Source organism: Pseudarthrobacter sp. R1, assembly GCF_024494415.1.
Lineage (GTDB): Bacteria > Actinomycetota > Actinomycetes > Actinomycetales > Micrococcaceae > Arthrobacter.
The window spans coordinates 88,369-114,509 of sequence record NZ_JAMKFI010000009.1; the positions used below are offsets into that span (position 1 = coordinate 88,369).

A 26,141-nucleotide genomic window follows, 5' to 3' on the forward strand; every position below is an offset into this window, starting at 1 on the left:
TCCGGGCAGATCATCCCACCTGCCCGGGAACCTGCGTTGGTTGCCCATTCCCAACCGCTCCACGCCCTGGTCAGGACGGAACCCGATCCGCCATACCCGGTTGGCCGCTTGTTTCGAGGTCAGCTATTCCAGCCCTACCGGTCAGCCCGCGGGCGGCGTCCGGGCGACAGTGTCTGCAGGGTTTCCTCGGATGACGGAGTCGACTTGGACCAGAAGGTTGGCTTCGGTAACTGCGGGATTGTTGCCCAAGACCGTCAAACCGCTTCGATCTGCGAGGAGCTTGGTCGTTGTAGGGAGGACTGAAAGCCCTTGCTAGTACGACCACGAGGTCCGCCACGTCCGCCACAACGCTATTTCAGAAAGTAGTGACGAAAGCGACTCGCGAATTCGGTCATGCGTTTGGCGGAACCGCTGAACTGGCGGCGAAACGCAGGGCACAACACGACCTCTGCGATCAGAAATGCCCAACCACTACGACGAGGGAGCCACCAAAGGGGGTGAGCGTGCTGCTTCCGCGCGCCAGGCGGCATCGCTCTGGAGTTCATACAACCGTCTCCCAGTGTCCTGCACCGACACAGTCTATTGCGCCTGCACTGTATGAGTCTCCTCACGTTTGGTGTTACTATCTGAACAGGATCATCACCTTATGAAAAACTCGGGTAGCCTGTTCGCGCCGGTTCCTGCACCATCCGCTTACAAAGGAGTAATTGTGAGGGGTTTAACCCTCGTAGAAAATTCATCACCATCGGCACGATCCTAGCAACTCTGGTTGTAGTGGGGTGGGTACCCGGCGGCGCTAACGAAGGCAGCCGCTGAAGCTCTGACTGGGTGACGCCAAGCAGGTATCAGACCACTCCGAGTCTTCGCACACCGACGCCTGAAATGGCGGCGCCCGTTCCAGACCCTGGACTACAACGTGAACGTCGAGAGTCTGCCTCCGGCTGCTCGCGGCCGAACATGACATGAGCACTACAAGCTGAAAGGTAACTGCACATGCTTTCCGTAATAGATCTCCGTTGCGAGTATTTGGAGGGAGACGTTGTTCTTGATGAATTAGTCCCACGACTTAGCTGGCAGGTTCATAGCCCAGCAGCGGGCCAATGGCAGTCCGCCTATGAGATCGTCGTCGTGAACTCTGCTGACTCCTTCTCGGATGAACCGGTTTGGTCAAGCGGACGCGTCACTTCTTCTCAGACGACTCAGATTGTTTACGGCGGCCCTGCGCCGAAACCGTTACAGGAATACAAGTGGCGAGTTCGAGTCTTCGACCAGGACGGAGTTGAGTCCGATTGGAGCCAGCCTTCTCGATGGGGCACCGGTTTCCTCGACAATTCAAACTGGTCGGCCAGCTGGATTCAGTGCGTTAACGAATGGTCCATAGCTCCTCCAGGCGGCCCCTACGAGCGCCAGAACTGGCTCATGCTTTCGCCACCGATGCACCTGCGGCGCAATTTCGACATTGACGACTCTTACACTAAAGCGACTGTCTATGCGACCGCCAGAGGTGTGTATCAGCTTTCGATCAATGGTCAGCGAGTCGGGGACCACGAACTTAGTCCCGGTTGGACTGATTACGCAGTACGGCAGCAGTATCAGGCTTTTGATGTCACAGACCATCTTCAGTCTGGACCCAACACGCTTGGCGCCATCCTTGGCGAGGGGTGGTACGCCGGGATGGTTGGTTTTAATCAGAAGCAGGCTGGCGGACACTGGGGCAAGATTCCTCAGCTACTAGTCGAACTGCATATCGAATATGGTGACGGACGTGTGCGCCGTATCTGCACGGACGAGCTCTGGAAGGGCTCGATGGGGCCTCGGATTCGATCTGACATTCTTCAGGGAGAACTTTACATATCCTCCGGGGAGATCGACGGCTGGGATACCGTCGGCTATGACGATTCAAACTGGAAGCCGGTCACAGTCCTCCCGGAGTTGGGGCCTGCCTGTCTTGTTGCTGAGCCGGCACCGCCTATCCGGGTGACGCGGACGCTTGCTCCGAAGTCCGTCAGCAGATCTGGGTCCGGAAGCTGGATCATCGACTTCGGTGAGTACGTTTCTGGGGTCACTGAGCTCGAGGTCGACGGGGAACCAGGTACTCCTGTGGCCATCCGTCATGGGGAGTGGTTGAAGAACGGCGAGGTGTACACGGACAACCTGCACACCGCCTCGCCCACCGACATCGTCCTGTTGCGGGGTGGCTTACAGCGGTATCGACCTCTCTTCACCCAGCATGCATTCCAGTTCGTCGAGGTGACCAACTACCCGGGTGAGCTCACGGTTGACCGAATTACTGCTCTGCAGTTTCATACTGATTTCCGTGGCGCTGGTGAGTTCGAGTGTTCAGACCCGCTTTTGACCCAGTTGGTACAGAATGTGGACCGCACTCTCCGCTCCAACAGCATGAGCATTCCTACGTGCGAACCCGCTCGGGATGAACGGATGGCTTATGTCGGTGATGCGCAATTTGCTAGCGCAACCGCAATGTATGTGCGAGACCATTCAGCGTTTTACACCAAGTGGATGCGCGACATCCTCGACACTACCCGCTCCTTGGAGGGGCTCTTCGCCAACGCAGCGCCAACACCGTATCCTGATGAAGGAGCCCCCGGATGGGGTGATGGCGGCGTCGTCATACCTTGGACGATGTATCGGTTCTATGGCGACACGCGAGTGATCGACGAGATGTGGGACGCCATGGGCGCCTGGATGTCATCGATTTATGACGCCAACCCAGATTTGATTCGAAAGCACCGCCTGAATTCTGATTTCAATGACTGGCTGGTGCCGGGCGGCGCGGATCAAACGCCCCATGCAGTCCTCGCAACAGCATGGTGGGCCTGGTGCGCCCGGCTCATGGCAGAAATGGCTGAAGTGACGGGTCGCTCAGCCGACGAGGCTCATTATCGTGACCTTGCCAGTTCCCTCGCTCGAACGTTCGCCGACACCTTCTTCGACTCAGATGGAAGACTCGAAGGAGACACGCAGACCGTTTACGCAATGGCATTCCGCATGGGGCTCGTTCCCAAAGAACTCAAGGCGGCGGCAGCGAAGCACTTCGAAGCCAGCTTGGAGCGGGAGTCCTACTCCGTGCGGGTTGGCTTTGCAGGGGTCGGCTTCATTCTTCCTGCCCTGCATGAGGCGGGTTTGACCCACCTCGCTTATCGCCTGCTACTGAACCAAAGCTTCCCGTCATGGTTGTACCCCGTAACTCGCGGTGCCACCACGATTTGGGAACGTTGGGACACCCTCGATGCAGACGGGCAAATATCGCACGAGACTATGAACGCCTTCAGCCTTGTCGTGTTGGGAAGCGCAGTGGAGTGGCTTTACCGGGGTGTGGCGGGCATCGAATCCGTCGAAGGCGCTGGAGGTATGCAGCAGCTCGCAATCTCTCCAGTACCTGGTCCCGAGCTCAGCTGGGCGCAGGCGACGCACAGGACACCACACGGCGTGGTCACTAGCCGGTGGGAAGGAGAGGACGACATGATTCGATACACGTTCGACGTACCAACTAACGCTCAGGCCTTGATCACGATCAGAACGTCCGACTCCGCAAAGTTCCAGGAGCTGAGTGGAAAAGCGGAATGGACGACGACGGCGGACACCGTATTCGCCCATGTGCGTTCAGGACGCTTCGAACTGCGCGCTCCCGCAGCGCAGCCCGAGCCGGCAGACCTCGTCACTGCGGAATAAGAACGGATTACAGAAAGAGGGGCAACCCGCCACTGAACTGCTCCCCGGAAGTTGGACTGAGACATCTAGTCCCGACTCCCGGGGAGCAGTTTTATGTACGCACGCAAAGTAGTTCCTTGTCGGTGGCACAGCACCAGACGCCGCTGCAGCGCGCTTCGAGTATGGCGCCGTCATCCTGTTCAGTGTGACAGTTCTCGTTATTGTTGGTCAGGCGGCTAGGGGTTCCTGGACGGTGGTTTGGTAGGCGGTGGGGGCGGTGACTGGTGGTGCGCCACCGGCCCGTTGATTTTTACCAGCCTTGGATGTAGCCAATGGCAGCGAGCCTGGAACCGAAGCGTTCGTGGTGGTACAACTCGGTGTTGACGTAGGAGAAGAAGTTCTGGGCGACCGCACTGTCCCAGCACACCGCGACCTTGTCCATAGACTGCACCCGTTGGTAGCGAACCATTTCTGGAATTTGTCAGAGGTGTATTAGGCACCTCGGTTGGAGTGGAATGCTACCCCATGCACGGCGAAGCGGTCGTGGTTCCGGGCCATTCGAAGGGCGGCTGTGCATAGGCATGCCCGCCTGTTCGGCCATGGACCAGCCGATGACCATGCCGGAAAAACAGGGCGATGACGATGGCCAGATAGAGCTAGCCTTCCCCGGTGCCCAGGTAGGTGACGTCACTCACCAGCGGGTCCCGGGCAGCGCGGACGTGAACTTGCGTTTGCCCGGCCATCAGCATGTTGTTCGTGATGTGGGCGGTCTTGGCCTGGGTGTCCTGAAACGTGGTCGTTCTCTCTTTGATGAATTCCCCGCACGCCTATACGGGTGAGCCGTGAACGAACGCACGCAGGTCATCGAGGTTGAGTGCGAGCCGGTCCAAGCTGCGCGCTACCACGGTGTCCGCCTCTCGAGCGAACCGCAATAACTCGGTCAGTTCTGGTCTGGAAGTGTTTCTGCCGAGAGGCCTTGCCTGTGACAACTAGGTCTAGGGCCTGACCTTCGAGTTGAGGTTTCTCGTTCTGCTCCAGCGTGTTTACCAGTGCGTACCCGATTCTCTGCCTGGCGACTGATTGCCTCCACCCTGAACCCGTTAGGTTGCCGATCGCCGGCGATCGCGGCAAAAGCACTGGCAAACTCTTGGAAATCCTGGGGCCTCTCGCCGCTGGTCTGAATCGACGAATTCCGCCCACCCCTGTCGAGCCAGTGTAGAAGCCTTCCGCAAGGGGTTGCTGTTAGGCGACTTTATGCCATTCCCATCTACCTCTTAGGGCGCTAGTATTTGAAACAGATTCAAGATAGGAACCAGCGCGATCCGGTAACCCGAACCGACTGCCGTCACTAAGAAAGCAACGAAGCTTCATGATCAGATGTCTGACACAACGTGCAATAAGCAATTTGGACGGTCGCCACGAAGAGTCGATTACGAACGAGCCAAACTGTCGATTCTACGACGTCCGCTTGGCCCGGAGTGGGATTCAGTGTGAGGACTTCGTGGCCGGCGCGCACTTCGTCTGGTCCTGTGAACATGCTGCCTGCTTCTTCATCGAGCGCGGAGATCGGCACACCTCCGCAGAAGCTCCGAAGACTTGGGCATCGAGAACAGCAAAGATATGACGCGTTTATCGGTAGGAAGGATGCTGATGCAAGAGGGACAGATTGTAGTAGTCACGGGTATCTCCAAGGGGATCGGGAGGGCGATTGCACTACGCGCGGCGGCTCAAGGGGCGTGCGTCGCAGGCATCCATCGTGGAAGCGATCCGAGAGCTACCGAGCATCTTTCGACGGAAATCTCAGCACTCGGCGGGACACCGCTTATCTTGACGGGCGACACCGGGTCGACGTCAGACGTCGACCGCCTAGCTGACGCGGTTTCAGATCGTTTTGGTGGCATTGATGTCTGGATCAATAACGCTGCTGCCCTTCTGGTCCAGCCATTTTTGTCCATGACAGATGACGATTGGATGTCAATTATCAATTCGAATCTAATGGGGTATATCAGAGGCGCACGCGCCGCCGCCGCTGTCATGGTTCCCGCGGGACGCGGAAGCATAATAAACATCAGCTCGGTCGTTGCTGACCAACCACCCACTGAAATGACAGGATACGTTGTCGCCAAGGGCGGCATCTCGGGACTGACGCGTTCGTTGGCCGTGGAGCTTGGCCCGCTGGGCGTAACAGTAAACTCCCTTGCGCCCGGTGCCACTGAGACACCATTGAACACCGATAGTTGGACCGAGGATGTGCGTGCAACCTACCGTGACCGTATCCCCCTCGGCCGCATCGCCACCCCTGAGGAGATCGCCGATGTCGCCCTGTTCCTCGCGTCCGACGCGGCGCGGTACGTAACGGGTCAGACCATCTCAGTGGACGGAGGGCTTTTGCTCAACGGGTCGGTAGGCCACAAACGCCTTGCCGCTGCGGAGCCGGCGAAGTGACCATAGTTCTTGAAAATGCGCACGTAGTACTGGTGTTGGACCCCGAACGGGGAGGAGAAATACAGAGCTTTGCCCGCCATGGTGAAGGCAACGGTCTGGCACATTACGGGTGGACAACCCCCAACCCGCCCGATCAAAACATCCGGTACGGCTCCACCGAACTCGACTGGCTGGCCGGGTACCGTGGGGGATGGCAGGTGCTATTCCCGAACGCTGGCGCGGAATGCGTCATCGACGGTCTCCGTGTCGCCTTCCACGGGGAGGCCTCTGTATCCCGGGCCCGGGTGGTTGAACGTACCGGCACATCGTGCACCTTATCGATTGGCTCCCGGCTTCCTCTCGAGCTAACTAGAACCGTGCGGATCCTGGAAGATTTCCCTGCCGTGCAGGTCGAAGATACCGTCCACAACATAGGAATCGGGCCTGCCTCCTTTATCTGGGGCCACCACCCGGTGTTTCCCCTTACTGAAGGAAGCGTGATCGACGCGCCACCGGCGATGGTGCAGATTGAACCCAGCAAAGCAGGGGGCCACCTTCTCCGATCCGGTCAATGGCCACGTCTCAGTGACCAAGACGGGGCCTGGGAAGACCTGAGCCGCTCTCCTGGAGACCAGAGGGAGCGATTGGTTTACCTTCATGACCTCCCCGAAGGGTGGGCAGCACTTCGTCATCCAGACGGGGGGCCACCAAGCATAGCGATCTCGTGGGATCTCAATGCCTATCCCCACCTTTGGCTGTGGACTCTCGATGGGGCTGACGGGTTCCCCTGGTACGGGCGTGCCCGCATGGTCGGGATTGAGCCCCAGCGCGCCTGGCCTTTCGATGGCCTGAAAGGAGCGATCGACCGCGGCCAGGCCCTAACCCTTGAGCCAGGTCATCAGCAGTCATCCTGGTTCACTCTGACTCTGCTTTCTGACGGAGAAAGGCCAGTGACAGGCATGGATCAGGCCGGGAGGGTGGACCATGACTGACCGGATCACTGAGGCCGAGGCGTGGTTGGTGCGGCTACCCATGCCCCACGAGCTGGTGCTCGGACCCATAACCTACAAAACCCGTGACTACGCCATCCTTCGGTTGATCACCGAGTCGGGGCTCATGGGTGTGGCGGTGGGCTACACACGACACACGCCTTTGATCGAGGCGCTCGAAGTCCTAGTCCCCCAGATACAGGGCCTCGGACTTGACCCAGGCGAGGTTCAGCGTACCCTGCAAGGCCGTTTCTCTCCTGGTTGGGGCTCGCTCGTCCGGGCAGCATCTCTGATCGACATAGCCCTATGGGACATAAGTGCCAAGACCAGACATCAATCCCTCGAAGACTTTATGGGAACGCGGAACGGGCCCGTTCCGCTGATGGCGGTAGCCGGCTACTTCCTGGAAGCCAGGGGAAGGGCCGCCGTCATTGAGGAGATCGAGCGTTTTGTCGCCGAGGGCTACACGACCATCAAGCTCATCATCCCTGGCCATGACTTGGACCACGACCTGAGCCTAATCGACGCCATCAGCAAGATCCTGCCACCGGAGGTAACGGTCGCAGCTGATTTCCATGGAGCCTTTGGGTCAGTCGCGGAGGCGGTGCAATACGGCGAAGGCTTGTCAGGTTGCGGACTCCGGTTCATCGAGGACCCTTTCCCGAGCTACGAGAGCGATATGGTGTCGGCCTTTGCAAGATCAGCTGGCACGCCTGCCGCTGCAGGTGAAGATGTGATGACCCCGGCTGCACACCGTGCGCTGTTGGACGGCGGCGTCCGTTACCTTCGCGCGGACGCGACGGCCACCGGCGGATATACAGCCGCTGTGGCAAGTATCGCCGCAGCGGAAGACGCAGCAGCATGGGTTGCCCCTCATGTTTGGCCCCATATCCACTATCCGCTCTCACACACCTCGACTCGTGTAGCAATGATCGAAACTATCCCCCGGTACGTAGGAGCCGACCCTATCGTTGACCTCCTCCTGGAGGATCTGCCCATTATTGACGGCAGGTGGTCACCGCCCCAGCACGAGGGTCTGTACCTCCCCCTGGACTGGTCACGCATCGAGGGGTCAGCCAGTGTTTCTCGTAGCTGGGTTCTCTAAGAAGACCAAGCCCGCACTATCTGTTGTTCCGCTTTACGTCACCATCTCAAAGAAGAGGTAATGCAATGAAAATAGGAATCCTGACCGCACTGTTCGACGCAAAGCCGCTGGACGAAGTAGCAACTTATGTTGCTGATCTCGGCTATGAAGCCGTCGAACTGACCACCTGGGCAGGCTCTGGCCATTTCGATCTCGATCAGGCCATCTCGGATCCGCAGTACAGCCGGAATTTGAAGAAGATGTTGAACTCTCGCGGGCTTTCCATCTCGGCTCTCTCGGACCATCTATCAGCCCAGCAAGTGCTTCCGCCCAAGGATGCCAGTTTCGATGATTGGTCGCCGACCACCGACAAACAGGAGATGTTCGAATACGGTAAGCAGCACTTGCTGAATACCGCACGAGCAGCATCAGACCTGGAAATTCCGGTGGTCAACGGCTTCTTCGGCTCAACTGTCTGGGGCTCCTGGTACACGTGGCCTCCGAAGCACCTCGAAATCTACAACGAAGGCTGGGACCTCTTTGTGGAGCGCTGGAATCCGATCTTGGACGAGTTCGCGAAGCTCGGAGTGAAGTTCGCCCACGAGGTCCACCCGACTGAGATCGCTTACAACATCACCACAGCACAGACTGCTGTCGAGAAGCTTGACCGTGACGACTGGGGTTTCAATTTCGATCCCAGCCACTTCATCTGGCAGCAGATCGACCCGGTCGTCTTCATCAAGACCTTCGGCAACCGGATCCTCCACGTACACGCGAAGGACTTTGAAGTGCAGGAAGACGAGATCCGACGCGACGGAGTGCTCTCGACCGGATCCTGGCGGAATATGCACCGGGCAGCACGCTACCGGGTGGTCGGCTGGGGGCAGGTGCCGTGGAAGAGGGTCATCACTGCCTTGCTCGAAGTCGGCTACGACTACGTCATGTCCTACGAGCATGAGGACCCGGTAATGAGCGAACGGGACGGTGCCGAGAAGGCCATCGACTACCTGCGTCCGCTCATCGTGAAAGAGCCGATGGATCCCGAAGCCCAGCACTTCTGGCTCGTCTGAGACAAGACAGGGGAAGATTACGATGACTCAGGATTTGCCAGCCTTTTTCACCCAGGGAAAAATGAAAGATGATCACCGGGAAGTCCCGGCGATCGGCGTCGGCATGCTCGGCTATTCGTTCATGGGCAGGGCACACACCAATGCCCTGAAGAAGATTACATACACCTATTGGCCCCCACCGATGCAACCGGAATTGATCGGAATCGCAGGCCGCACACAAGGCCCACTTGATGAAGCAGCGCGCCGATACGGCTATGCCAAGTCAACGACGGACTGGCGCGAGCTGGTTGCGGATCCAGCGATCGGGCTTTTCGATAACACCGGCCCGAACGACCAACACAAGGAACCGACCATCGCCGCGGCCAGGGCCGGGAAGCACGTGATTTGCGAAAAGCCCCTGGGCCGAACCGCTGATGAGGCCTATGAAATCTGGACCGAAGTCGCGAAGACCGGCGTTAAGGCGATGACCGCCTTCAACTACAGGTTCTTTCCCGCCATCCGGTTGATAAAGCAGATGCTCGGCGACGGGACACTTGGTGAGGTCCGTCATTTCCGGGCCCGGTATCATCAGGAGTGGCTGGTTGACCCGAAAAGTCCCACTTCATGGAGGCTGGACAAGAACATCGCAGGTTCAGGAGCGCTGGGAGACCTTGGTGCCCACATCATCGACCTTTCCCGGTATCTCGTAGGTGAGCCAGTAACCGTCTCCGCCAATATGAAGACGTTCGTAGAGGATCGTCCTGGCGGGCACGTCGACGTTGATGACGCTTTCGACGCCATCATCACCTTTGATACCGGTGCTCTTGGCACGTTGGAAGCAACCCGCGTTGCGCCAGGCCGTAAAAACCACATGCGCTTTGAGATCAGCGCCGCGAACGGAAGTGTAATTTTCGATCAGGAACGAATGAACGAAATCGAGTTGCACCTGGCTGACTCGTCACCAGGGCTGAAAGCACAAGGTTTCCGCACGGTTCTCGTTTCCGAAAGTTACCACCCGTACTGGGAACATTGGTGGCCGCACGGCCACATGATCGGGTGGGAAGATAGCTTCGTCCACGAGCTCGGTCACCTGCTGCAAGCCATCGCCGATGACACAGTGATCGGCCCTCACGGCGCCACGCTCGAAGACGGATATCGCTGCGCCGAGGTCGCTGATGCAATCGAGCGAGCGGCAACCACCGGTGCAAGACAAGAAGTTGTGTATCGGGAGGCATCAACGGCTGTTGCTGGAAGCATGCGAGAAAACAGCGATCCAAGGTACGCGGATCGGGATTAGGGCACTACAGGGCGTCCAGGTCATCCGAGGAATGTCAGACAACTGTGGCGCCAGTGGCTCGGATGAAAGCTAGTTACAGCGTCAGGTGACGTCGGAGGAGATTGGTGTGGGCTGCGCCCGCATCGATCTCCTCCGCGTTTAAGACCTCGGACCGCGGCATGGCAGCGCTACGGCCTTGCTCCATTAAATTTCTAGGGACACCTCTGCGTGAGTTCCTGCTCAGGCCCCAACGTCCGAGCGTCCAGAGCGGTACTGAGGCGGTGACAGGGCCGGCTGTGCAGGGTTTGGATGGCCGAAGGGCACTCGTGTCAACGATGGAATGAGAGCCGGGTTCGGGCTGCCCGCGATGGCTAGGGAAGCAAGGAAATCACTAGGTCATCCTCTCTGGACTTGCGCTGCTAGCCAGCGAAAAGAAGGTCAGGATCATGAAGGCCGCCACGCTCCGTGCGGAGCCGTCGCGAAGGCCGCGGTCATGGATGGCAGCCTGTGGATGTAGTGGGACTGGTCCTGGCCTGAGCTTCGCGGTCACGAGTCATGAGAACACCGGTTCACGGTGCCCGCCTCAGCCGCGACCCACTCATCCGATAAAAGCCTGACCCGTCAGCGAACCCAATACACCACCAGCCACCCCCGCGCTGATTCATCGAACGGGGTATGCAGAAAAGAGACAAAGTTGATGCAGCTACCAGAGCGCCGATTTCAGATAGTGAAGCATAAACTATAGTCATGACAAACCAGGACCCTATGGGCGACGAACCGCGTAGCCAGACACGAATCCAATCCGTCAGCAGGGCAGTGGGGCTGCTCCTTGCCGTTGCAGAAAGCACAGACGGGGAAACCGCTAAGCGTCTCGCTGAAAAGTCGGGGCTCTCATTGGCGACCACATATCACCTTCTGACCACGCTCTGGGGTGAAGGCATGTTGACGAAAGACGACCTACGGGTGTTCCGGTTGGGGACTCGAGTGGGCGCCCTTGTAGACGCCTATCAACGGCTGGACTCAGTGCCGGCCGCCTACCGGCAAGCGCTGCAGTCGGTGGCGCGCCGGACAGGCGAAAGCGTTTTTCTTGGTGTCTGGCGGAACAGCGGGGTGCAGGTGCTGGACAGGGCCGAGGGGACACACGCCGTGCGCGTCGTCGGATTGGACGTTGGGTTTGCAGAGGACATGCACGCCCGGGCAAGCGCGAAGCTTTTCCTTGCTTTCGCCCCTAAGGATCTTCGTGACGGCGTTCTTGAACGAATGCGCCTCCGGCCGCTTACGCCGCAAACCATCACCAGGAAAAGCAATCTACTTTCCGAATTCACCAAAATACGTGAAAGCGGACTTGCTTATGATCGTGAAGAGTTTCGAGCAGGCGTTACTTGCGTCAGTGTCCCCATCTGGCGGGGCGACAATATCGCCGCCTGCCTCACGGTCTCGTCGCCGACCCAAAGGTTTGAGGACAACGAGGGTGAGATCGTTTCAGCGCTTAAGGAAGCTGCGGAATCCGTACGGGAAGCATGAAACGGCTGCTTCGTGACGGCCTGGCGCTAACGGCCCTTTCAGGAATGTTCGAGTTGTCCCCCTGAGCGTCGCCCTGAGGACGGGAACTAGAAAAAGCATCCAATCGTCGTGCTCAACCGATCTAAGCTCTTGTACCGTGCTGCTTCGCCAAGACGCCCTGGGGGAGTGGTCAAGGGCCCAAGTCGGCTGGTCCTTTACCTTAGATTCTAATGTTGGCTCTCCTGATCAAAGGAGACTCACAGATCAAGGCCCCCACCAACAAGCAGCATCTCATTCTTCATATGGTGCGACCCTTGCGCAGATAATGAAATCGCTATAAGCTGAAGGCTCTCGGACGGGAACCAGTCGTATGGCAATTTTCTGCCCCACTGGGAAGAGCAAGATCTGAGAGTCAACACAAAGGAGTGCGTGGCACTATGACATTGTCGTGCTGGTTTAGACAGCTACCTGAGCTCGTGTTATTGGGCAGGCCCGTATGATCGGATTCCTTCTGCGCCGCCTTGTAAGCGGGCTGGTGCTGCTGTTTGTGGTCACCGGAGGAGTGTTTTTTCTGACGTACGGCACCGCTGTGTCGATCGCCCGGAACATCCTCGGACAGAATGCGGCTCAGGATCAGGTTGATGCGATGAACGCACGCCTCGGCCTGGACCGCCCTCTCCTCGAGCAGTACTGGTCATGGCTGACCGGTGCGGTGCAAGGGGACTTGGGGAACTCGTTTTTCACTGGCGAAGCGATTTCGCATTCTTTGTCAACCCGTCTTCCCGTCACCTTTTCCATCGTCGTCGTCGCACTGCTGATCACTGTCGTCGTCAGTTCGGCCCTTGGAATTGCAGCTGCTGCTCGAGGCGGTTTGCTCGATCGCGTTGTCCAGGCACTCGTTACCTTGTCGTATGTGTTCCCGGTCATCATTCTGGCGATCGGGATGATCTACATCTTCGCTGTCTTGCTGATGTGGGTCCCCGCCATCGGATTCGTGCCTCTGCTGCAATCACCTACCGGTTGGTTCGCATCCGTCATATTGCCGGCAGTAACTTTGTCGATTGCCGGCATTGCGTCGCTGTCCTCCCAGATCAGGGGCTCCATGATTGACGAACTCAAGCGCGATTACGTGCGGACGCTACGGAGCCGGGGCGTTCCTGAGATGTCCATCATGTTCAAGCACGCGCTGCGCAACGCGGCCTCGCCTGCGTTGACGACCTTCTCGCTCCTCTTCATTGGCTTGTTTGGTGCCTCATTCTTTATTGAGCGGATCTTCGCGCTCCCTGGCTTCGGTGACTTCGCTGTAGGAGCCACCATCCAGGGTGATCTTCCCGCGGTTCTGGGCGTCACCCTCTTCAGCACTGTTCTCGTTGTGATCGTAAACATGGTCGTCGATGTGTTACAGGGCTGGTTGAACCCGAAAGTGAGGACCAGATGACCGAGAGTGTGCGCCCTACCGAGGGGACCAAACCGGAAGCACTACGCAGACCCTCAGGGGTGTCGGGGCGGCTTCTAAGGAACCCTATGGCTGTGGGATCCCTTGCCGTCCTTGCGATCTCCATACTCCTGGGCGTTCTCGAGCCGGTCTTGAGAACCCACGAGCCAAGTTTCGTGTCACTCCAGCACATACATGCCCCTGCTGGAACGGAAGGTTGGCCGCTGGGCGGCGACGGTTCGGGCCGCGACATCTGGGCGATGTTTCTCGCTTCCGTTAAGGTTTCGCTGTTGTCCGCAGCCATTGGGACGGGCGTGGCGGTGATCGTCGGCGGGACCTTCGGACTCATAGCCGGGTACTTTCGTAAGTCGACAGACACTGTCGCATCCTACGTCTTCGACTTGCTCATGGCGCTTCCCACGGTAATTATGCTGGTCGTTCTCTCGCCGCTTACCGGCGGTGGGTACGCGATTACAATGACCATCCTTGGGCTCCTCCTTGCACCCGGAGTCTTCCGCCTTGTACGCAACTTGGTGGTAGCTGTTCGTGATGAGCTCTATGTCGATGCGGCTAGAGTGTCCGGCTTGTCAGCAATGCGGATCATTTCTCGTCATATCTTCTACGTCGTACGAGGACCCATCGTGATCCAAGCGGCCTTCCTGGCTACCGCATGCATCGGATTGCAGGCAGGTCTCGCGTTCATCGGCATTGGGGCCGATATCCCCAGTTTTGGCACGATGACGAGCCAAGCCTTCGCAAATGTTTACTCGTATCCGATGCAACTGTTGTGGCCGACCATCGGTCTCACCCTGCTCACTGGTGCATGCATCCTCTTCGGAAACGCCTACCGTGATGCTCTGGCCGGTTCACGCAGGAGCAGGCGACGTCCGAGCCCGCGACCGGGCACCGCAAAGACCATGACGTCTCGGGTCACCGAAGTTCCGAATGGAAGAGATGCCGCGTCGAGCGATGTGCTTCTGCGAGTTCGCGACCTCGTCGTTGCATACGCAGGTGATGACGGCACGGAAAAGGAAGTAGTTCACGGCGTTTCGCTGGATGTACGCCCTGGCGAGATCGTCGGCCTTGTTGGCGAGTCCGGATCGGGAAAGACGCAGACGGCCTTTTCAATCTTGGGCCTGCTTCCTGGCGACGCCTCAGTGCATGCCTCCGAACTCTCACTGGAAGGCCATACACTGCTTGGCCGGAACCTCAGCGGAGTGCGCGGTCGCGATATCGCCTACATACCCCAGGAGCCAATGTCCAACCTGGATCCGTCATTCACCGTCGGCAGCCAGCTGGTAGAAGGACTTCGACAAACAATGCCCCGAGCGGAAGCGAAAAAAGTCATCCTCGAGCTCCTATCGAGAGTAGGCCTTCCCGACCCGGTGCGTACTTTCAACTCCTACCCCCACCAGATCTCAGGAGGCATGGCTCAGCGGGTACTAATCGCAGGAGCAGTCGCGTCACGGCCCAAACTCCTGATTGCAGATGAACCCACAACGGCGCTGGACGTCACCGTGCAGGCAGACATCCTGGATCTGCTGAGGGAACTTCAGCGCGAGCTTGGCATGGCAGTCCTACTCGTTACCCACAACTTCGGCGTAGTCGCAGATCTTTGCGAGAGGGTTGTAGTAATGCGCGCCGGGCAGGTCGTTGAGACAGGCGCAGTCCATGACATTTTCCACAACCCTCATCATCCCTACACACGTGAGCTAATCGGCGCAATATTGGATGAAAACGCCGTTCGAACCGACGTACCTGAGACCGCTCTTGGAGGATCACGATGAATTCCCTGTTGACGGTAAAGGACTTGCGTCTTCGCTATCCTGCTCGCGGGTTCCGGCGTTTCTCGCCCGAAATCCTGCAAGGTGTTTCCTTGGATATCGCGCCGGGAGAAACGCTCGGGCTAGTTGGCGAGTCGGGCTCCGGGAAGACGACTATTGGTCGCGCCGTGCTGGGACTAGCCACCCCCACCGGAGGCAGTATCGTCTATGAAGGTCGCGACATTACTCACCTTCAGCACCGTGAGAGGAGAGCCCTTGCCAGTGACATACAGGTCGTTTTTCAGGACCCGTACACATCACTGAACCCCGCTCTGCAGGTGGCAGACATTTTGTCCGAGCCGCTTATTGCTCAAGGCATTGATCACAAGAACGCACACCAGCGTGTGCAGGAGCTCCTGGATCGGGTAGGGCTTCCCAACAGCTCTGCAATGCGATATCCGCGCGAGTTCAGCGGGGGACAGCGTCAGCGCATTGCCATTGCCCGTGCTTTGGCGCTCAAGCCACGCCTCATAGTGTGTGATGAACCAGTTTCAGCCCTGGATCTCACGACCCAAGCGCGCGTTCTGGATCTCTTCATTGAAATCCAACGCAGCACACAGGCGGCCTACCTGTTCATTACCCACGATCTGTCTGTCGTTAGACACATAAGCCATCGTGTTGCTGTGATGTATAGGGGACAAATTGTGGAAACAGGGCCCACAAGGTCCGTAACCGACGATCCCCAGCACGACTACACTAAACAGCTTTTGCTTGCATCCCCTACGGCGGACCCTGATCGGCAAACCGAACGGCGTCGGGCACGTCACGAACTTCTCAACCGGACTTGAGCGGTCCGCCCTAGAGCCGGCAGCGGTACAGGAACTGTCCACGCGCAGGTCCTGAAAACCGGATCACCACGGCCTCGCATATCCAGTCACCATGAGGCCACAGCTATAGCCTCATGGTGACCCGGCGTTAAGCAGAAAATCGAATTCAAGCGCAAGGCTGCACCTTCGTCCCGGCGTTATTTGAATGAGCAGGTTCGCCTGAATCATCTGATGAAGGCGACGATCTTCGTTTCCGGTTGGCGGTGGCCCTATCCTTCTCAAACGACGAACCACGGGTTACTGGGCATTGTGAACCTCGGGGACTCCCAGGCAGATGACAAGGACCTGGCGCGTGTTCTCCTGCCGGTCTACGCGAAGACAGAAAACAAACTGATCTGCGGATCAAACAGGCCCTCAAAGGGCGTTCCATTTTTCAAATGGCGCAGATATGCTATAACTATATGACTTCGAGGGTATACGCCTTCGGGGTGGATTGTGTCTATCACGACAAAGGAGTCAAAGTGCCATCCCGTACCCGAAATTTGGCAGCAGGGCTTGCAGCTCTCGCCACCTCAGCAGCACTACTGCTCAGCGGATGTTCATCCCCGGCACCACAAACGAGCGAAGAAGCACCCACCACGCTTCGAGTCCCGGTCACCTCAGCCCCGAACAGCTTTGCGATTGGCTACAACCAGGGCGGACAGAACATTATTCAGCTTTCTGTTTTTGACACGGTGCTGTCCATGCAAAAGGACGGCTCCATCGCTCCGGGACTCGCTACGAAGTGGGAATACAACGAAGACCGGACGAAGCTCACGCTCGACATCCGGCAAGGCAGCAAATTTTCAAACGGAGAACCCGTTGATGCTGCAGCCGTAGCCAAATCGCTTGAAGCAGCTCGTACCGGACCAACTCAGTCAAACGAGCTCGCGACTATGAGCTCGGTCGCAGCGCCCGATGCGAAAACGGTGGTCATCTCCCTCTCACAGCCCGATGCCTCCGTACTCCCGAGGCTGGCCACGATCAATGGTGCGGTCGCAGCTCCGTCCACCATCGGATCCCCTGATGCGGCGACTAAGCCCGTAGGCTCGGGGCCTTACGTTTTGGACCAGGAGCGGTCGCAGTCTGGTTCAAAGTACGTCGTTGCAAAAAACAAAGATTACTGGCGGGCCGGCGACTACCCGTTTGAAACAATCGAGTATTCCGTCATTGCAGACCCTACTGCAGCCTTCAACGGCCTTCGGTCGGGGCAGCTTGACTTCGCCCCCGTCACCGCCGATCAAGCCAAGCAGCTCCCCTCGTCGCAGTTCGCCATGGGATCGGACAACCCTACGGTTATTGGCGCTCTCTGGATTGTCGACCGCGAAGGTACCATTCTTCCGCCCTTGGCCAACATCAAAGTCCGTCAAGCCATCAACATGGCCTTCGACCGGAACTCCATGGAAAAAGTTGCACCTGGCGTTGCGCACGGGATCAATCAGGCCGTCAATCCTGCGGGGAAGGCTTACAGCAAGGACCTGGAATCAACCTACTCCTACAATCTTGAGGAAGCCCGCAAGCTGATGGCCGAGGCGGGATTCAAAGACGGATTCGCAGTGACCATGCCGAGCACCATTGCTTCTCAGCAATACGAGCCCGTGATCACCCAGTCCCTGAAGGACATCGGCATCACGGTGAACTGGGAGGTCGTTCCTATTACGGACGTCGTCGCAAAGATTTTGTCCAAGACATACCCCATGTTCTATTTCCCCAACGCTTGGGGTGCCTCTGACGCCCAAGACTTACAGGCAATTACGAATTATGGCGTGTTCAACCCGTTTACAACCACGACGCCGGAGCTCACGAAGCTCCTGAGTGAAGCAAATGCTTCCGACAAGGCTGACTCATTCGCCCCCGTCAACCGTTACCTTGTTGAGAATGCCTGGAACGCGCCCCTTCAGTACATGACCCTTCCTTGGGCTCACAAGACGTCCATAAGCTACTCCCCGCCGGCAATCTACCGTGACCAGAATGCTCCTTGGGTCTGGGGCTTGCCCGCCAAGTGAAACCTCGGTCGGTTTGACCCGCCTCTTTAGGGTCAAACCGACCGGCTAACGGGTGCGCCCGCTAACGGCGGACCCACCATTCCTGCAGAGGATTAGGTATATGAACAGATTCAGAGACAAGGTCATCCTAGTAACTGGCGCCGGCAAAGGAATTGGTGCTGCCACGGCAGAACTTCTGGGGCGGGAAGGAGCATCGCTCGCCCTGTTCGATATAGATCAGAAGGCCGTGTCCGAAACGGCCGAGCGAATTACACAAGCCGGCGGCAAGGCAATGGCCCTCTACGGCGACGCAAGATCCTCCTCGGATGTGCGACAGGCGGTCGAGGCGGCGGTTAGGGAATACAAGGGCTTGGACGGCATTGCTGCTATCGCAGGGGTTCTGAGACTGACCCCCACCGAGGAGGTGCCGGACGAGCAGTGGCGCGAAGTTGTGGAAACGAACGTCAAGGGACCATTTGAGGTCATCCGCGCAGCACTTCCGCACCTCCGATCGCGAGGCGGTGGCTCAATCGTGCTGGCCTCGTCTGCGATGGCCTTCGCCAGTTCACCGGGTGCGGCACTCTACTCGGCTTCGAAGGGAGCGTTGGTGTCGATGACCATGGCACTTGCCGTCGAGTTCGCCGCGGAGGGCATCAGGGTCAATTGTGTCGCTCCAGGCACAGTACGAACCCCCATGGCCATGGCACTTGCCGAGTGGACCCGCCAGGAACGGGCGGTTGAAGACGCGGTCGAGGACTTCGGCAAGAATCACCCGATGGGACGCCTCATCGAAGCTGACGAAGTCGCCAATGTGGTGGCCTTCCTGCTAAGCGAGGAAGCAAGTGCCGTAACTGGATCTTGTTATGGAGTTGACGCCGGACTGCTCGCAAATCTCGCTTAGTCGCCGATGCCTCGGCAAACTAGGCGCGTGTGACGGGACGCCTCTCAAACCCCTAAGCAATAAGCAATGCTGCTTCTTAGAGAAGCAGCATAAACAAATAACATGAAAGGACAACGCTCAATGCGCTACTACGGAGTGGTTTACGACGTCGGAGTCAAGTACGAAGACCTGGCAGACAGCGGTTCCACGGTCGAACCATTCGATCCGTCCCTCGTCCGACACGACCTCAATGCGATCGCGAACGACCTTCACGCGAACGCAGTTCGTATCGAGGGGGACTCCATTGAACGTGTTGTCACGGCGGCACGATTGGCCCATGACGCCGGCCTCTCGGTGTACTTCTCACCGTGGAAAATGGGGGTGGGTATCGATGACATGCACACCTACCTCGCCGAGGCTGCCAAGGCTGCAGATGAACTCCGTACTGAAGGCGTTGACATCGTTTTCGTCCTGGGCTGCGAATACAGCATCTTTTCCAAAGGGATCTATCCTGGCGAAAAATTCAGCGATAGGGTCGCATGGCTGGCGGAGGTCCTAACCGAGCACGGGGTGCCTAAAACACCTGAACAGCTCCCTGAAGCCTTCGACCGCGCTTCCGACAAGCTCAACGTTGTACTTCGTGCCTTGGCCGAAACGGTTCGCGCAAGCTTCCAGGGTCCGCTGACCTATTCGGCCCTCTTTACCGAAAAAGTTGACTGGTCCATCTTCGACATCACAGGGCCGAACTACTACCGGACAGACGAGTCGGATGAGGAGTACCGCGCCGGCCTCGAGTACTACAAAGCATTCGGTAACCCCGTGGTCGTGCCGGAGGTTGGTTGCTGCACCTACGAGGGAGCCGGGGTGCTCGGTGCTGGTGGCCACGTCGCCCTACACGGGGTGAATGAAGATGGCAGCGGGAATTTTGCGGGCGGAGTACCGCCGGTTCGGAGTGAACGAGAACAAGCCGATACCATCGGGCGCGAGCTTGAAATCTTCGCCGACGCCGATCTCTACGGTGCCTTCGTCTTCCTCTTCAGCTTCCCCGTGTACCCAACCGGTGAGGGCACCAGGGATCTGGATCTGGTTGCCTACTCGCTCGTCAAGACATATTCAAAAGACGACCCCCGTTCTGCGTCCATGCCGCCATGGGGGCCAAAAGAGTCCTTCCAACGAGTTGCAGATTTTTACGGGAACCTTTCGAAGAACCAGCTGAAGGAGTGAAGAGAGTGACGAGTGAGGTGATGGGCAGATGAGCTCACAACGTGATCACGGCATCGTCAGTGGTTTTGGGTTGGTCAAGCACGCGCAGGGGGCCGGCAGCGTAGGTCTCCAGCAGGTTCAGGTCGGGCCCCCGGGATCCGGGCAGGTGCTGGTGGAAATTGCTGCTGCAGGTATTTGCGGCACAGACCTGCACATCATCGACGGTGAGTGGCCAGTGCGCCCACCGGTGACTGTTGGGCATGAGCTTAGTGGGACGGTTAAGGCAACAGGTCCCGGAGTCAGCGAGGAGTGGGTTGGGGCGCGGGTAGTGTCGGAGGTCTTCTACGGCAGCGATGGTACCTGCGACGCCTGCCGTGGCGGACACCGCAACCTGTGCCCGAACCGGCAGTCACTGGGAAGCCATGTCGATGGTGCCTTCGCGCCCGCTGTCCTCGTTCCGGTAACCAATCTTCACCGCGTGCCTGAATCCATCGACCTTGTAGAGGCCGCGCTGCTCGAACCCCTGGCTTGTGCTGCCGGTGCCCTCTGCGACCCTCCGATTGTCAACCCAGGAGATCGGGTACTTGTTACTGGGCCCGGAGCGATCGGCCTGTTCGCCGCGCAAATCGCCCGCGCCGCAGGAGGAGATGTCGTCTTGTCTGGCAGGGAAGCCGACGGGCAGCGGCTGGCAATCGGGTCCCAGTTGGGTCTTACCACTCATGTAAGCGGGCGCGAGCTAACGGACATGATCGAAGAGTTTGACGTTGTCATTGAGTGCGCAGGAGCCGCCGCGGCAGCCGCGACCTGTCTGGCCGCCGTCAAACGCCAGGGACACTACGTTCAACTCGGTCTCTTCAGTAAGCCCGTTCCAATCGACATGAACGCCGTCTGCCTGAAGGATCTCACTGTCACCTCGGGTTTCGGGGCAACTCCCAGCGGATTCCGTCGGGCAATTCGCCTCGCCGCCTTGGGGAAAGTCGAGCTGCGGCCCCTCATTACACGTCAGGCATCTCTGTCGGAATGGGAAGACGTTTTCGCGTCCACGCGTCGAGGTGACGGCGTCAAGTTCCTCTTCACGCCGACACGTTGACCATTACCACCTACCAATTTTACTAATGAGTTTGGAGCGATCCACCATGGGCTATCCCTACAGTCCGACAGATTCGTACCGCCGAATGGCCTTCATCCGGAAATTCGAAGAGCAAGTCCAAGACCTGGGACGGGAAGGCCACGTCGTTGGTTCGGTGCACCTGTGCCTGGGGCAGGAAGCAATCCCCGTAGGGGCGATGTCGGTCTTGGAACCGGGAGACAAAGTGCTGGCGACATACCGCGGACACGGCTGGGCCCTCGCGTGCGGCGCGGACCCCCTCGCACTCATGGCGGAGATCGCCCAGCGCGCCGATGGAGTAAACGGCGGCCGCGCGGGCTCACCTATGCTCAGCGCCCCAGACGCAGGCTTTCTGGGTGAAAACTCAATCATTGGTGCCGGCCTGCCTATAGCTGCAGGTGTGGCGATGGCTGACGGAGCCAAGGGGGGTACCGCAGTGGTGCTCGCATCGTTGGGCGATGGTGCTATGAACCAAGGCGGCACGACAGAAGCGATGATCTTCGCCGCCGCCAAGAATCTTCCGGTGATCTTCGCCTGCGAAAATAACGGATGGGCGGAGATGACCCCCACCGCTGTGACGACGCGTGGCGAGCATCTGGCAATGCGTGGACAGGGCCTCAACATCGAGAGTCACGTCGTGGATGGAAACGATCCCGTTGCGGTCGCTGACGCGGTCGCCGACGCGGCCCGAGTATGCCGCTCGGGTACAGGCCCTGTTCTCCTTGAATTCAAGACCGCCCGGCTCTCCGGTCATTACAATAAGGACATTCAGCACTACCGGCAGGCCGAAGACATTGAGGCGGCAAAACGCCTCGACCCGCTCCTGCGGCTGCGCGAGTTAGAAGGCCTCTCTGACGAGGATGCTGCTTTGATCGACGCCGAAGTTGATGCCGAGATCAAACTGCTGGCCGAGAAGGTTCGGCAGATGCCGGCCCCGAACCCCGACGGAGTTTTCGAGCACCTTTACGCCCCTGACCTGCCGGTTCCAGCCAGTTCACAGACATCTGAGGTCAAGGAAATTCCCTACTTCCGTGCTGTCAACGAGGCACTGAAGAATGCGATGCAACGGCGGGACGAAGTAATCGTCTACGGCGAAGACGTCGGATACGCTGGTGGGATTTTCGGTGTAACGCGAGGCCTCCAAAAGCAGTTCGGCCAGGAACGGGTCTTCGACACGCCCATCGCCGAGTCCGCTATTCTCGGGTCAGCCGTGGGCGCAGCAATCGCCGGCCTGCGACCAGTCGTGGAGATCATGTGGGCCGATTTCGTCTTCGTCGCCCTTGATCAGATCATTAACCAAGCCTCTAACGTCCGCTACGTGAACCGCTCCAAATTGTCGGCTCCACTGGTTATTCGGATGCAGCAAGGAGTTACGCCGGGCTCATGCGCGCAGCATTCACAGAGCATCGAAGCTATTTTGAGCCACATTCCTGGTATCAAGGTCGGCTTGCCGGCTACTCCGCAGGATGCTTACGCGATGACACTCGCTGCGATTGAGGATCCCGATCCTGTCGTCCTTCTTGAGCACAGGTCCATGTACCAGACCGTGGGCGAAGTCGCCCTCAATGGGCCCACCGAGATTGCTGCGGGAGCCGTTGAACGGCGGGATGGTGCCGACGTTGCGATCATCAGTTGGGGATCCATGGTTGCACCGGCCCTTGAGGCAGCCGAAAGGCTTAGTGACGAGGGCATCGACGCCACTGTTGTCGACCTTCGGTGGCTCCGGCCGCTCGACGACCAGGCCATCGCCAAGGCAGTTTCCCGCTGCGGCGGGCGCGTGGTCATAGCCCACGAGGCCTTCCTTTCCGGCGGATTTGGCGCTGAGGTCTCAGCCTTGATTACTGAGCGGCACTTCGATCTTCTGGTAAGTCCCGTTGTGCGCGTCGGAACTCCCGACGTGCGGATGCCATCGGCGCCGTCACTGCAAGATAGCGTCCTCCCGACCGCCAGCGACATTATCGACGCAGCCCGCCGGGTCCACACCCGGTGAACCACATGTCGGAGTTCCTTGTGCGGGTCGATATTGACACGGGTGACCTTCCAACTGCGGAAGTCGAACGGCTGCGGGCAGCCGAGGGCGCTCGTGCAAAGGAACTGGCAGCTGCCGGCCACATAATCGCCCTTTGGCGTGTACCGGATGCTTGGTCTAACTACGGCCTGTGGCGCGCCACTGATGAGTTTGAACTAACTAAGTTGCTAGACAGTCTTCCGCTTCGGCCATTCATGACCGTGAGGATACAATGCCTGGCCCCGCATCCAAACGACCCCCGAAGCGACGGGTGAGATACAACTACAAGTCCTAGGCTGTCCAAGCCAGTGCCATCCGTAATCGCGTGCACGCCTTCAGCTGCAAAGCCAATCCCGGGGCCGGGGAAGACCAACGTGAACGGCGCGGTTAAGAATCAATAATGAAAGTAGGCTCCATTTAGTGACTAATACTGTCGAGAGGCTTTCTGGCACCCAGAACCTCGCAAACCATCGCATCGAAGAACTTGTCTTTCCGGCCGGCTTTGTGTTTGGGCTGTCCAGTTCGTGCAACCAAACAGAGGGCGCCGTCACGCAAGGTGGGAAGGGAGTCTCGATTTGGGACACCTTTACCCAAAAGCCCGGGGCCATCGTGGATGGAAGTACGCAGGAACGCGCGATCGACCACTACAACCGCTTTGATAGCGACTTTGACATGCTTGCAGCGATCGGCCCGGACACCTATCGACCCTCCATAGCATGGTCCCGAGTTGACCCCTTAGGCGACGGCGTTTGGAATGAAGAAGCCCTGACCTACTATTCCGACGTTATCGATAAGTTGATAGCGATCGGCGTGGATCCTTGGGTCACGCTCTACCACTGGGACATGCCGCAGGCTCTCCAGGACCGAGGGGGGTGGGAATCCCGGGAAACCGTTCAGCGGTTCACGGATTATGCGCTAAAGGTCCAAGACAGGCTGGGCGATCGTGTAAAACGATGGACGACTTTTGAGGAGCCCTCCTGCGTGGCGCTATTCGGCTACGGCTCCGGAAAGCATGCGCCGGGAATCACCAGCCCCACTTCGGCCCTAAGGGCCGCCCATCACGTCCTCCTCGCTCATGGGAATGCCACTAAGGCGATGAAGGCCGCCCGCCCCGATAACGAAGTCGGCATCGCGCTGGTCCTGACTCCCATCGATGCTGCGTCCACCTCAAGCAAAGACCTGGATGCCGCACGCCGCGCCGATCTTGTGATCAATCGTTTCTTCATCGAGCCGATACTGACCGGCGGTTACGCCGATGACGCGGTGGCGCTGATCCAGCGCTACACGGACGCGTCGCACATACAGCCAGGGGATGCCGAGCTGATCGCCACCCCCATCGACTTTCTCGGTGTGAACTACTACTTCCGGGAGTACGCTAAGTGGGATCCCAGCCACTGGAACGCGGTGACGCCCAACATCGGGTGCGAGGATGTCGTCATGGTCAAATCGGGTGCTCCACAAACGCTCTCTGGTTGGGAAATCGATCACCACGGGCTTTACGACGCACTCATGCGAGTCCATCACCTTTATCCGGCCATTCCGATTTACATAACCGAAGCAGGAGCATCATTCGACTACGAAGTTGCCCCTGACGGAGCCGTTCATGATATCAACCGGGTGGAATACCTAGCCAACCAGTTCGCCATGGCACAACACGCAGTTCGGTCGGGCGTAAACCTTCGTGGATTCTGCGTATGGACGTTCATGGACAACTGGGAATGGGCTGCGGGCTGGACCCAACGGTTCGGGCTAGTCCACGTTGACCGAGATAGTCTCGAACGGCGTTACAAAGACAGCGCATACTGGTTCGGAAACCTCATCCGCCACAACACTCCCGCTGAACGGCAAAAGCCTGAAATGGTGCCGACGGCAACACAGGCCGTACCGTAACTCCCATTGCCATTATTTAGACCCAAGACGCGACGGCGTCACGAAATCAGGAAATATGAGTAAACCTCTCGCATTAATTACTGGCGGCGCCTCCGGTATTGGCCTCGCATTTGCGTGCCGGTGGATCCGGGAAGGAGGACGTGCCGCCCTCCTCGATCTCCGTCCCGATGCTGTCACTTCAGCGGTAGAGCAACTCGGCGGACCAGACGTCGCCGTGGGTCGCGCCGCAGACGTTTCCGAGTCCGCTTCCGTGGAAAAAGCAGTCCAGCAGATCGCTGACTCAACTGGAGGTGCGATCGACGCCGTGGTGAACTGCGCTGGCATTGCACGACCGGCGATGGCAGCATCCTCGACCGACAGTGAGTGGTCCGGCCTTGTCGACATACACCTGAACGGCACGATGCGCGTCAACCGTGCAGCATATCCCTTCCTTCTCGAGTCGAAGCGGGCTGCTATCGTCAACCTCTCATCAGTGGCCGCGACGTCCGGGATGCCCGGACGCTCAAGCTACTGCGCAGCCAAGGCCGGCGTCGAAGGTCTGACAAAGGCCTTAGCCGTCGAGTGGGCGGGCGACAAGATCCGCGTGAATGCTGTCGCGCCCGGATACGTGAACTCGGCGATGACGGCTGGCCTCGTCGCGGCAGGGTCACTAAGGCTCGAGCCGGTCCTTACCCGGACTCCAATGAGTCGGCTAGCAGAGCCAGAGGAAATCTCAGCAGCGATCTTCTTCCTTGCCTCCCAGGAATCCTCCTACATCACCGGCCAGACCCTTTACGTTGATGGCGGGATGACCGTGGACGGCAACTGGTACTAAGAAGCAGCGCTGTCAATCCCGCAGACGTCAATGTTGACGGGAGCATTCTCCTACCAGGGTCGTGGTTGCCCCTGTGGTCAAGTCAGTTGTCGATGCCCAAAACGGGGGATTTGGCAGTGCGCTGGCCCCCGAAGGGGCGCTGGGTTTCATCATCGAGCGGCGAGGTTCGATGACCGGTTGCCGGCCTATCAG

General features: G+C 58.6%; 22 protein-coding genes and 1 pseudogene. 20 read left to right on the top strand and 3 right to left on the bottom strand.

Annotated features, from left to right (window positions below; all coding sequences use genetic code 11):
- Positions 1 to 993 precede the first annotated feature (993 nt).
- Positions 994 to 3,693, top strand: a complete 2,700-nt coding sequence (locus tag M8J71_RS17685) for a family 78 glycoside hydrolase catalytic domain (RefSeq protein WP_441338914.1) — start codon at positions 994 to 996, stop codon at positions 3,691 to 3,693.
- A gap of 289 nt (positions 3,694 to 3,982) precedes the next feature.
- On the opposite strand, the gene M8J71_RS17690 is transcribed toward M8J71_RS17685, so the two are convergent.
- Positions 3,983 to 4,141, bottom strand: a complete 159-nt coding sequence (locus tag M8J71_RS17690; RefSeq protein WP_256249110.1) for a hypothetical protein — start codon at positions 4,139 to 4,141, stop codon at positions 3,983 to 3,985.
- 142 nt (positions 4,142 to 4,283) lie between these two features.
- On the opposite strand from M8J71_RS17690, the gene M8J71_RS17695 reads away from it, so the two are divergent.
- The gene (locus M8J71_RS17695; protein ID WP_256249111.1) at positions 4,284 to 4,511 is read left to right on the top strand and encodes a hypothetical protein; all 228 of its coding nucleotides are present in this window, start codon (positions 4,284 to 4,286) and stop codon (positions 4,509 to 4,511) included.
- Here the strand turns inward: M8J71_RS17695 and M8J71_RS23795 are convergent.
- Positions 4,500 to 4,661 carry a recombinase family protein gene (locus M8J71_RS23795; RefSeq protein ID WP_308292961.1) on the bottom strand — a complete coding sequence of 54 codons (162 nt, stop codon included), beginning with the start codon at positions 4,659 to 4,661 and terminating at the stop codon, positions 4,500 to 4,502. The two genes, M8J71_RS17695 and M8J71_RS23795, sit on opposite strands and share 12 nt — an antisense overlap.
- Positions 4,662 to 5,322: 661 nt before the next feature.
- On the opposite strand from M8J71_RS23795, the gene M8J71_RS17705 reads away from it, so the two are divergent.
- From M8J71_RS17705 to M8J71_RS17755, 12 genes are all read left to right on the top strand, one after another.
- Positions 5,323 to 6,117 (top strand): SDR family NAD(P)-dependent oxidoreductase, encoded by a 795-nt coding sequence (locus tag M8J71_RS17705; RefSeq protein WP_256249604.1) that lies wholly within the window; start codon positions 5,323 to 5,325, stop codon positions 6,115 to 6,117.
- Between the two features lie 32 nt (positions 6,118 to 6,149).
- Positions 6,150 to 7,088, top strand: a complete 939-nt coding sequence (locus M8J71_RS23685) for a DUF4432 family protein (RefSeq protein ID WP_374114874.1) — start codon at positions 6,150 to 6,152, stop codon at positions 7,086 to 7,088.
- On the top strand, positions 7,081 to 8,190 hold the full coding sequence (locus M8J71_RS17710) for a mandelate racemase/muconate lactonizing enzyme family protein (RefSeq protein ID WP_256249114.1): 1,110 nt from the start codon (positions 7,081 to 7,083) through the stop codon (positions 8,188 to 8,190). The genes M8J71_RS23685 and M8J71_RS17710 overlap by 8 nt, the downstream gene beginning before the upstream one ends.
- A gap of 65 nt (positions 8,191 to 8,255) precedes the next feature.
- The gene (locus M8J71_RS17715; RefSeq protein WP_256249115.1) at positions 8,256 to 9,239 is read left to right on the top strand and encodes a sugar phosphate isomerase/epimerase family protein; all 984 of its coding nucleotides are present in this window, start codon (positions 8,256 to 8,258) and stop codon (positions 9,237 to 9,239) included.
- A 22-nt stretch (positions 9,240 to 9,261) separates the two neighbouring features.
- A complete protein-coding gene (locus M8J71_RS17720; protein ID WP_256249116.1) occupies positions 9,262 to 10,515 on the top strand; it encodes a Gfo/Idh/MocA family protein in 1,254 nt (417 codons plus the stop codon).
- Positions 10,516 to 11,241: 726 nt separating this feature from the next.
- Entirely contained in the window at positions 11,242 to 12,018 is a 777-nt protein-coding gene (locus M8J71_RS17725) for an IclR family transcriptional regulator (RefSeq protein ID WP_256249117.1), read from the top strand.
- A 475-nt stretch (positions 12,019 to 12,493) separates the two neighbouring features.
- Positions 12,494 to 13,435, top strand: coding sequence for an ABC transporter permease (locus M8J71_RS17730; protein WP_256249118.1), 942 nt, complete (start codon positions 12,494 to 12,496; stop codon positions 13,433 to 13,435).
- A gap of 86 nt (positions 13,436 to 13,521) precedes the next feature.
- Positions 13,522 to 15,219 carry a dipeptide/oligopeptide/nickel ABC transporter permease/ATP-binding protein gene (locus M8J71_RS17735; protein WP_256249119.1) on the top strand — a complete coding sequence of 566 codons (1,698 nt, stop codon included), beginning with the start codon at positions 13,522 to 13,524 and terminating at the stop codon, positions 15,217 to 15,219.
- The gene (locus M8J71_RS17740; protein ID WP_256249120.1) at positions 15,216 to 16,043 is read left to right on the top strand and encodes an ATP-binding cassette domain-containing protein; all 828 of its coding nucleotides are present in this window, start codon (positions 15,216 to 15,218) and stop codon (positions 16,041 to 16,043) included. Before M8J71_RS17735 ends, M8J71_RS17740 begins: the two co-directional genes overlap by 4 nt.
- Before the next feature lie 500 nt (positions 16,044 to 16,543).
- Positions 16,544 to 18,067 carry an ABC transporter substrate-binding protein gene (locus M8J71_RS17745; RefSeq protein WP_256249121.1) on the top strand — a complete coding sequence of 508 codons (1,524 nt, stop codon included), beginning with the start codon at positions 16,544 to 16,546 and terminating at the stop codon, positions 18,065 to 18,067.
- Positions 18,068 to 18,167: 100 nt separating this feature from the next.
- A complete protein-coding gene (locus M8J71_RS17750; protein WP_256249125.1) occupies positions 18,168 to 18,947 on the top strand; it encodes an SDR family NAD(P)-dependent oxidoreductase in 780 nt (259 codons plus the stop codon).
- A gap of 120 nt (positions 18,948 to 19,067) precedes the next feature.
- A complete protein-coding gene (locus tag M8J71_RS17755) occupies positions 19,068 to 20,150 on the top strand; it encodes a hypothetical protein (RefSeq protein WP_256249126.1) in 1,083 nt (360 codons plus the stop codon).
- A gap of 34 nt (positions 20,151 to 20,184) precedes the next feature.
- On the opposite strand, the gene M8J71_RS17760 is transcribed toward M8J71_RS17755, so the two are convergent.
- Positions 20,185 to 20,391 carry a hypothetical protein gene (locus M8J71_RS17760; RefSeq protein WP_256249127.1) on the bottom strand — a complete coding sequence of 69 codons (207 nt, stop codon included), beginning with the start codon at positions 20,389 to 20,391 and terminating at the stop codon, positions 20,185 to 20,187.
- Between M8J71_RS17760 and M8J71_RS23690 the strand changes: the two are divergent.
- The 6 genes and pseudogenes from M8J71_RS23690 to M8J71_RS17780 all read left to right on the top strand — a co-directional run.
- Positions 20,302 to 20,556, top strand: a pseudogene (locus M8J71_RS23690) (alcohol dehydrogenase catalytic domain-containing protein); the annotation flags it as partial. The gene M8J71_RS17760 and the pseudogene M8J71_RS23690 sit on opposite strands and share 90 nt — an antisense overlap.
- Positions 20,557 to 20,607: 51 nt before the next feature.
- Positions 20,608 to 21,219, top strand: coding sequence for a zinc-binding dehydrogenase (locus M8J71_RS17765; RefSeq protein ID WP_256249128.1), 612 nt, complete (start codon positions 20,608 to 20,610; stop codon positions 21,217 to 21,219).
- Between the two features lie 85 nt (positions 21,220 to 21,304).
- Positions 21,305 to 23,227 carry an alpha-ketoacid dehydrogenase subunit alpha/beta gene (locus M8J71_RS17770; protein WP_256249605.1) on the top strand — a complete coding sequence of 641 codons (1,923 nt, stop codon included), beginning with the start codon at positions 21,305 to 21,307 and terminating at the stop codon, positions 23,225 to 23,227.
- A 5-nt stretch (positions 23,228 to 23,232) separates the two neighbouring features.
- On the top strand, positions 23,233 to 23,520 hold the full coding sequence (locus tag M8J71_RS23695; RefSeq protein WP_374114865.1) for a muconolactone Delta-isomerase family protein: 288 nt from the start codon (positions 23,233 to 23,235) through the stop codon (positions 23,518 to 23,520).
- Between the two features lie 145 nt (positions 23,521 to 23,665).
- Positions 23,666 to 25,135 (top strand): GH1 family beta-glucosidase, encoded by a 1,470-nt coding sequence (locus M8J71_RS17775; protein WP_256249129.1) that lies wholly within the window; start codon positions 23,666 to 23,668, stop codon positions 25,133 to 25,135.
- Positions 25,136 to 25,190: 55 nt separating this feature from the next.
- On the top strand, positions 25,191 to 25,949 hold the full coding sequence (locus tag M8J71_RS17780; RefSeq protein ID WP_256249130.1) for an SDR family NAD(P)-dependent oxidoreductase: 759 nt from the start codon (positions 25,191 to 25,193) through the stop codon (positions 25,947 to 25,949).
- Positions 25,950 to 26,141 lie beyond the last annotated feature (192 nt).

Excerpts from the sequence above, each read along its gene's own strand:
- M8J71_RS17760 (WP_256249127.1), bottom strand. The coding sequence starts at position 20,391 with ATGCCCAACAGTCACCGGTGGGCGCACTGGCCACTCACCGTCGATGAT.
- M8J71_RS17715 (WP_256249115.1), top strand. The coding sequence starts at position 8,256 with ATGAAAATAGGAATCCTGACCGCACTGTTCGACGCAAAGCCGCTGGAC.
- M8J71_RS17695 (WP_256249111.1), top strand. The coding sequence starts at position 4,284 with ATGACCATGCCGGAAAAACAGGGCGATGACGATGGCCAGATAGAGCTA.
- M8J71_RS17730 (WP_256249118.1), top strand. The coding sequence starts at position 12,494 with ATGATCGGATTCCTTCTGCGCCGCCTTGTAAGCGGGCTGGTGCTGCTG.
- M8J71_RS17690 (WP_256249110.1), bottom strand. The coding sequence starts at position 4,141 with ATGGTTCGCTACCAACGGGTGCAGTCTATGGACAAGGTCGCGGTGTGC.
- M8J71_RS17705 (WP_256249604.1), top strand. The coding sequence starts at position 5,323 with ATGCAAGAGGGACAGATTGTAGTAGTCACGGGTATCTCCAAGGGGATC.
- M8J71_RS17755 (WP_256249126.1), top strand. The coding sequence starts at position 19,068 with ATGCGCTACTACGGAGTGGTTTACGACGTCGGAGTCAAGTACGAAGAC.
- M8J71_RS17750 (WP_256249125.1), top strand. The coding sequence starts at position 18,168 with ATGAACAGATTCAGAGACAAGGTCATCCTAGTAACTGGCGCCGGCAAA.
- M8J71_RS17735 (WP_256249119.1), top strand. The coding sequence starts at position 13,522 with ATGGCTGTGGGATCCCTTGCCGTCCTTGCGATCTCCATACTCCTGGGC.
- M8J71_RS17780 (WP_256249130.1), top strand. The coding sequence starts at position 25,191 with ATGAGTAAACCTCTCGCATTAATTACTGGCGGCGCCTCCGGTATTGGC.
- M8J71_RS17710 (WP_256249114.1), top strand. The coding sequence starts at position 7,081 with ATGACTGACCGGATCACTGAGGCCGAGGCGTGGTTGGTGCGGCTACCC.
- M8J71_RS17720 (WP_256249116.1), top strand. The coding sequence starts at position 9,262 with ATGACTCAGGATTTGCCAGCCTTTTTCACCCAGGGAAAAATGAAAGAT.
- M8J71_RS17685 (WP_441338914.1), top strand. The coding sequence starts at position 994 with ATGCTTTCCGTAATAGATCTCCGTTGCGAGTATTTGGAGGGAGACGTT.
- M8J71_RS17725 (WP_256249117.1), top strand. The coding sequence starts at position 11,242 with ATGACAAACCAGGACCCTATGGGCGACGAACCGCGTAGCCAGACACGA.
- M8J71_RS17740 (WP_256249120.1), top strand. The coding sequence starts at position 15,216 with ATGAATTCCCTGTTGACGGTAAAGGACTTGCGTCTTCGCTATCCTGCT.
- M8J71_RS17770 (WP_256249605.1), top strand. The coding sequence starts at position 21,305 with ATGGCCTTCATCCGGAAATTCGAAGAGCAAGTCCAAGACCTGGGACGG.
- M8J71_RS23695 (WP_374114865.1), top strand. The coding sequence starts at position 23,233 with ATGTCGGAGTTCCTTGTGCGGGTCGATATTGACACGGGTGACCTTCCA.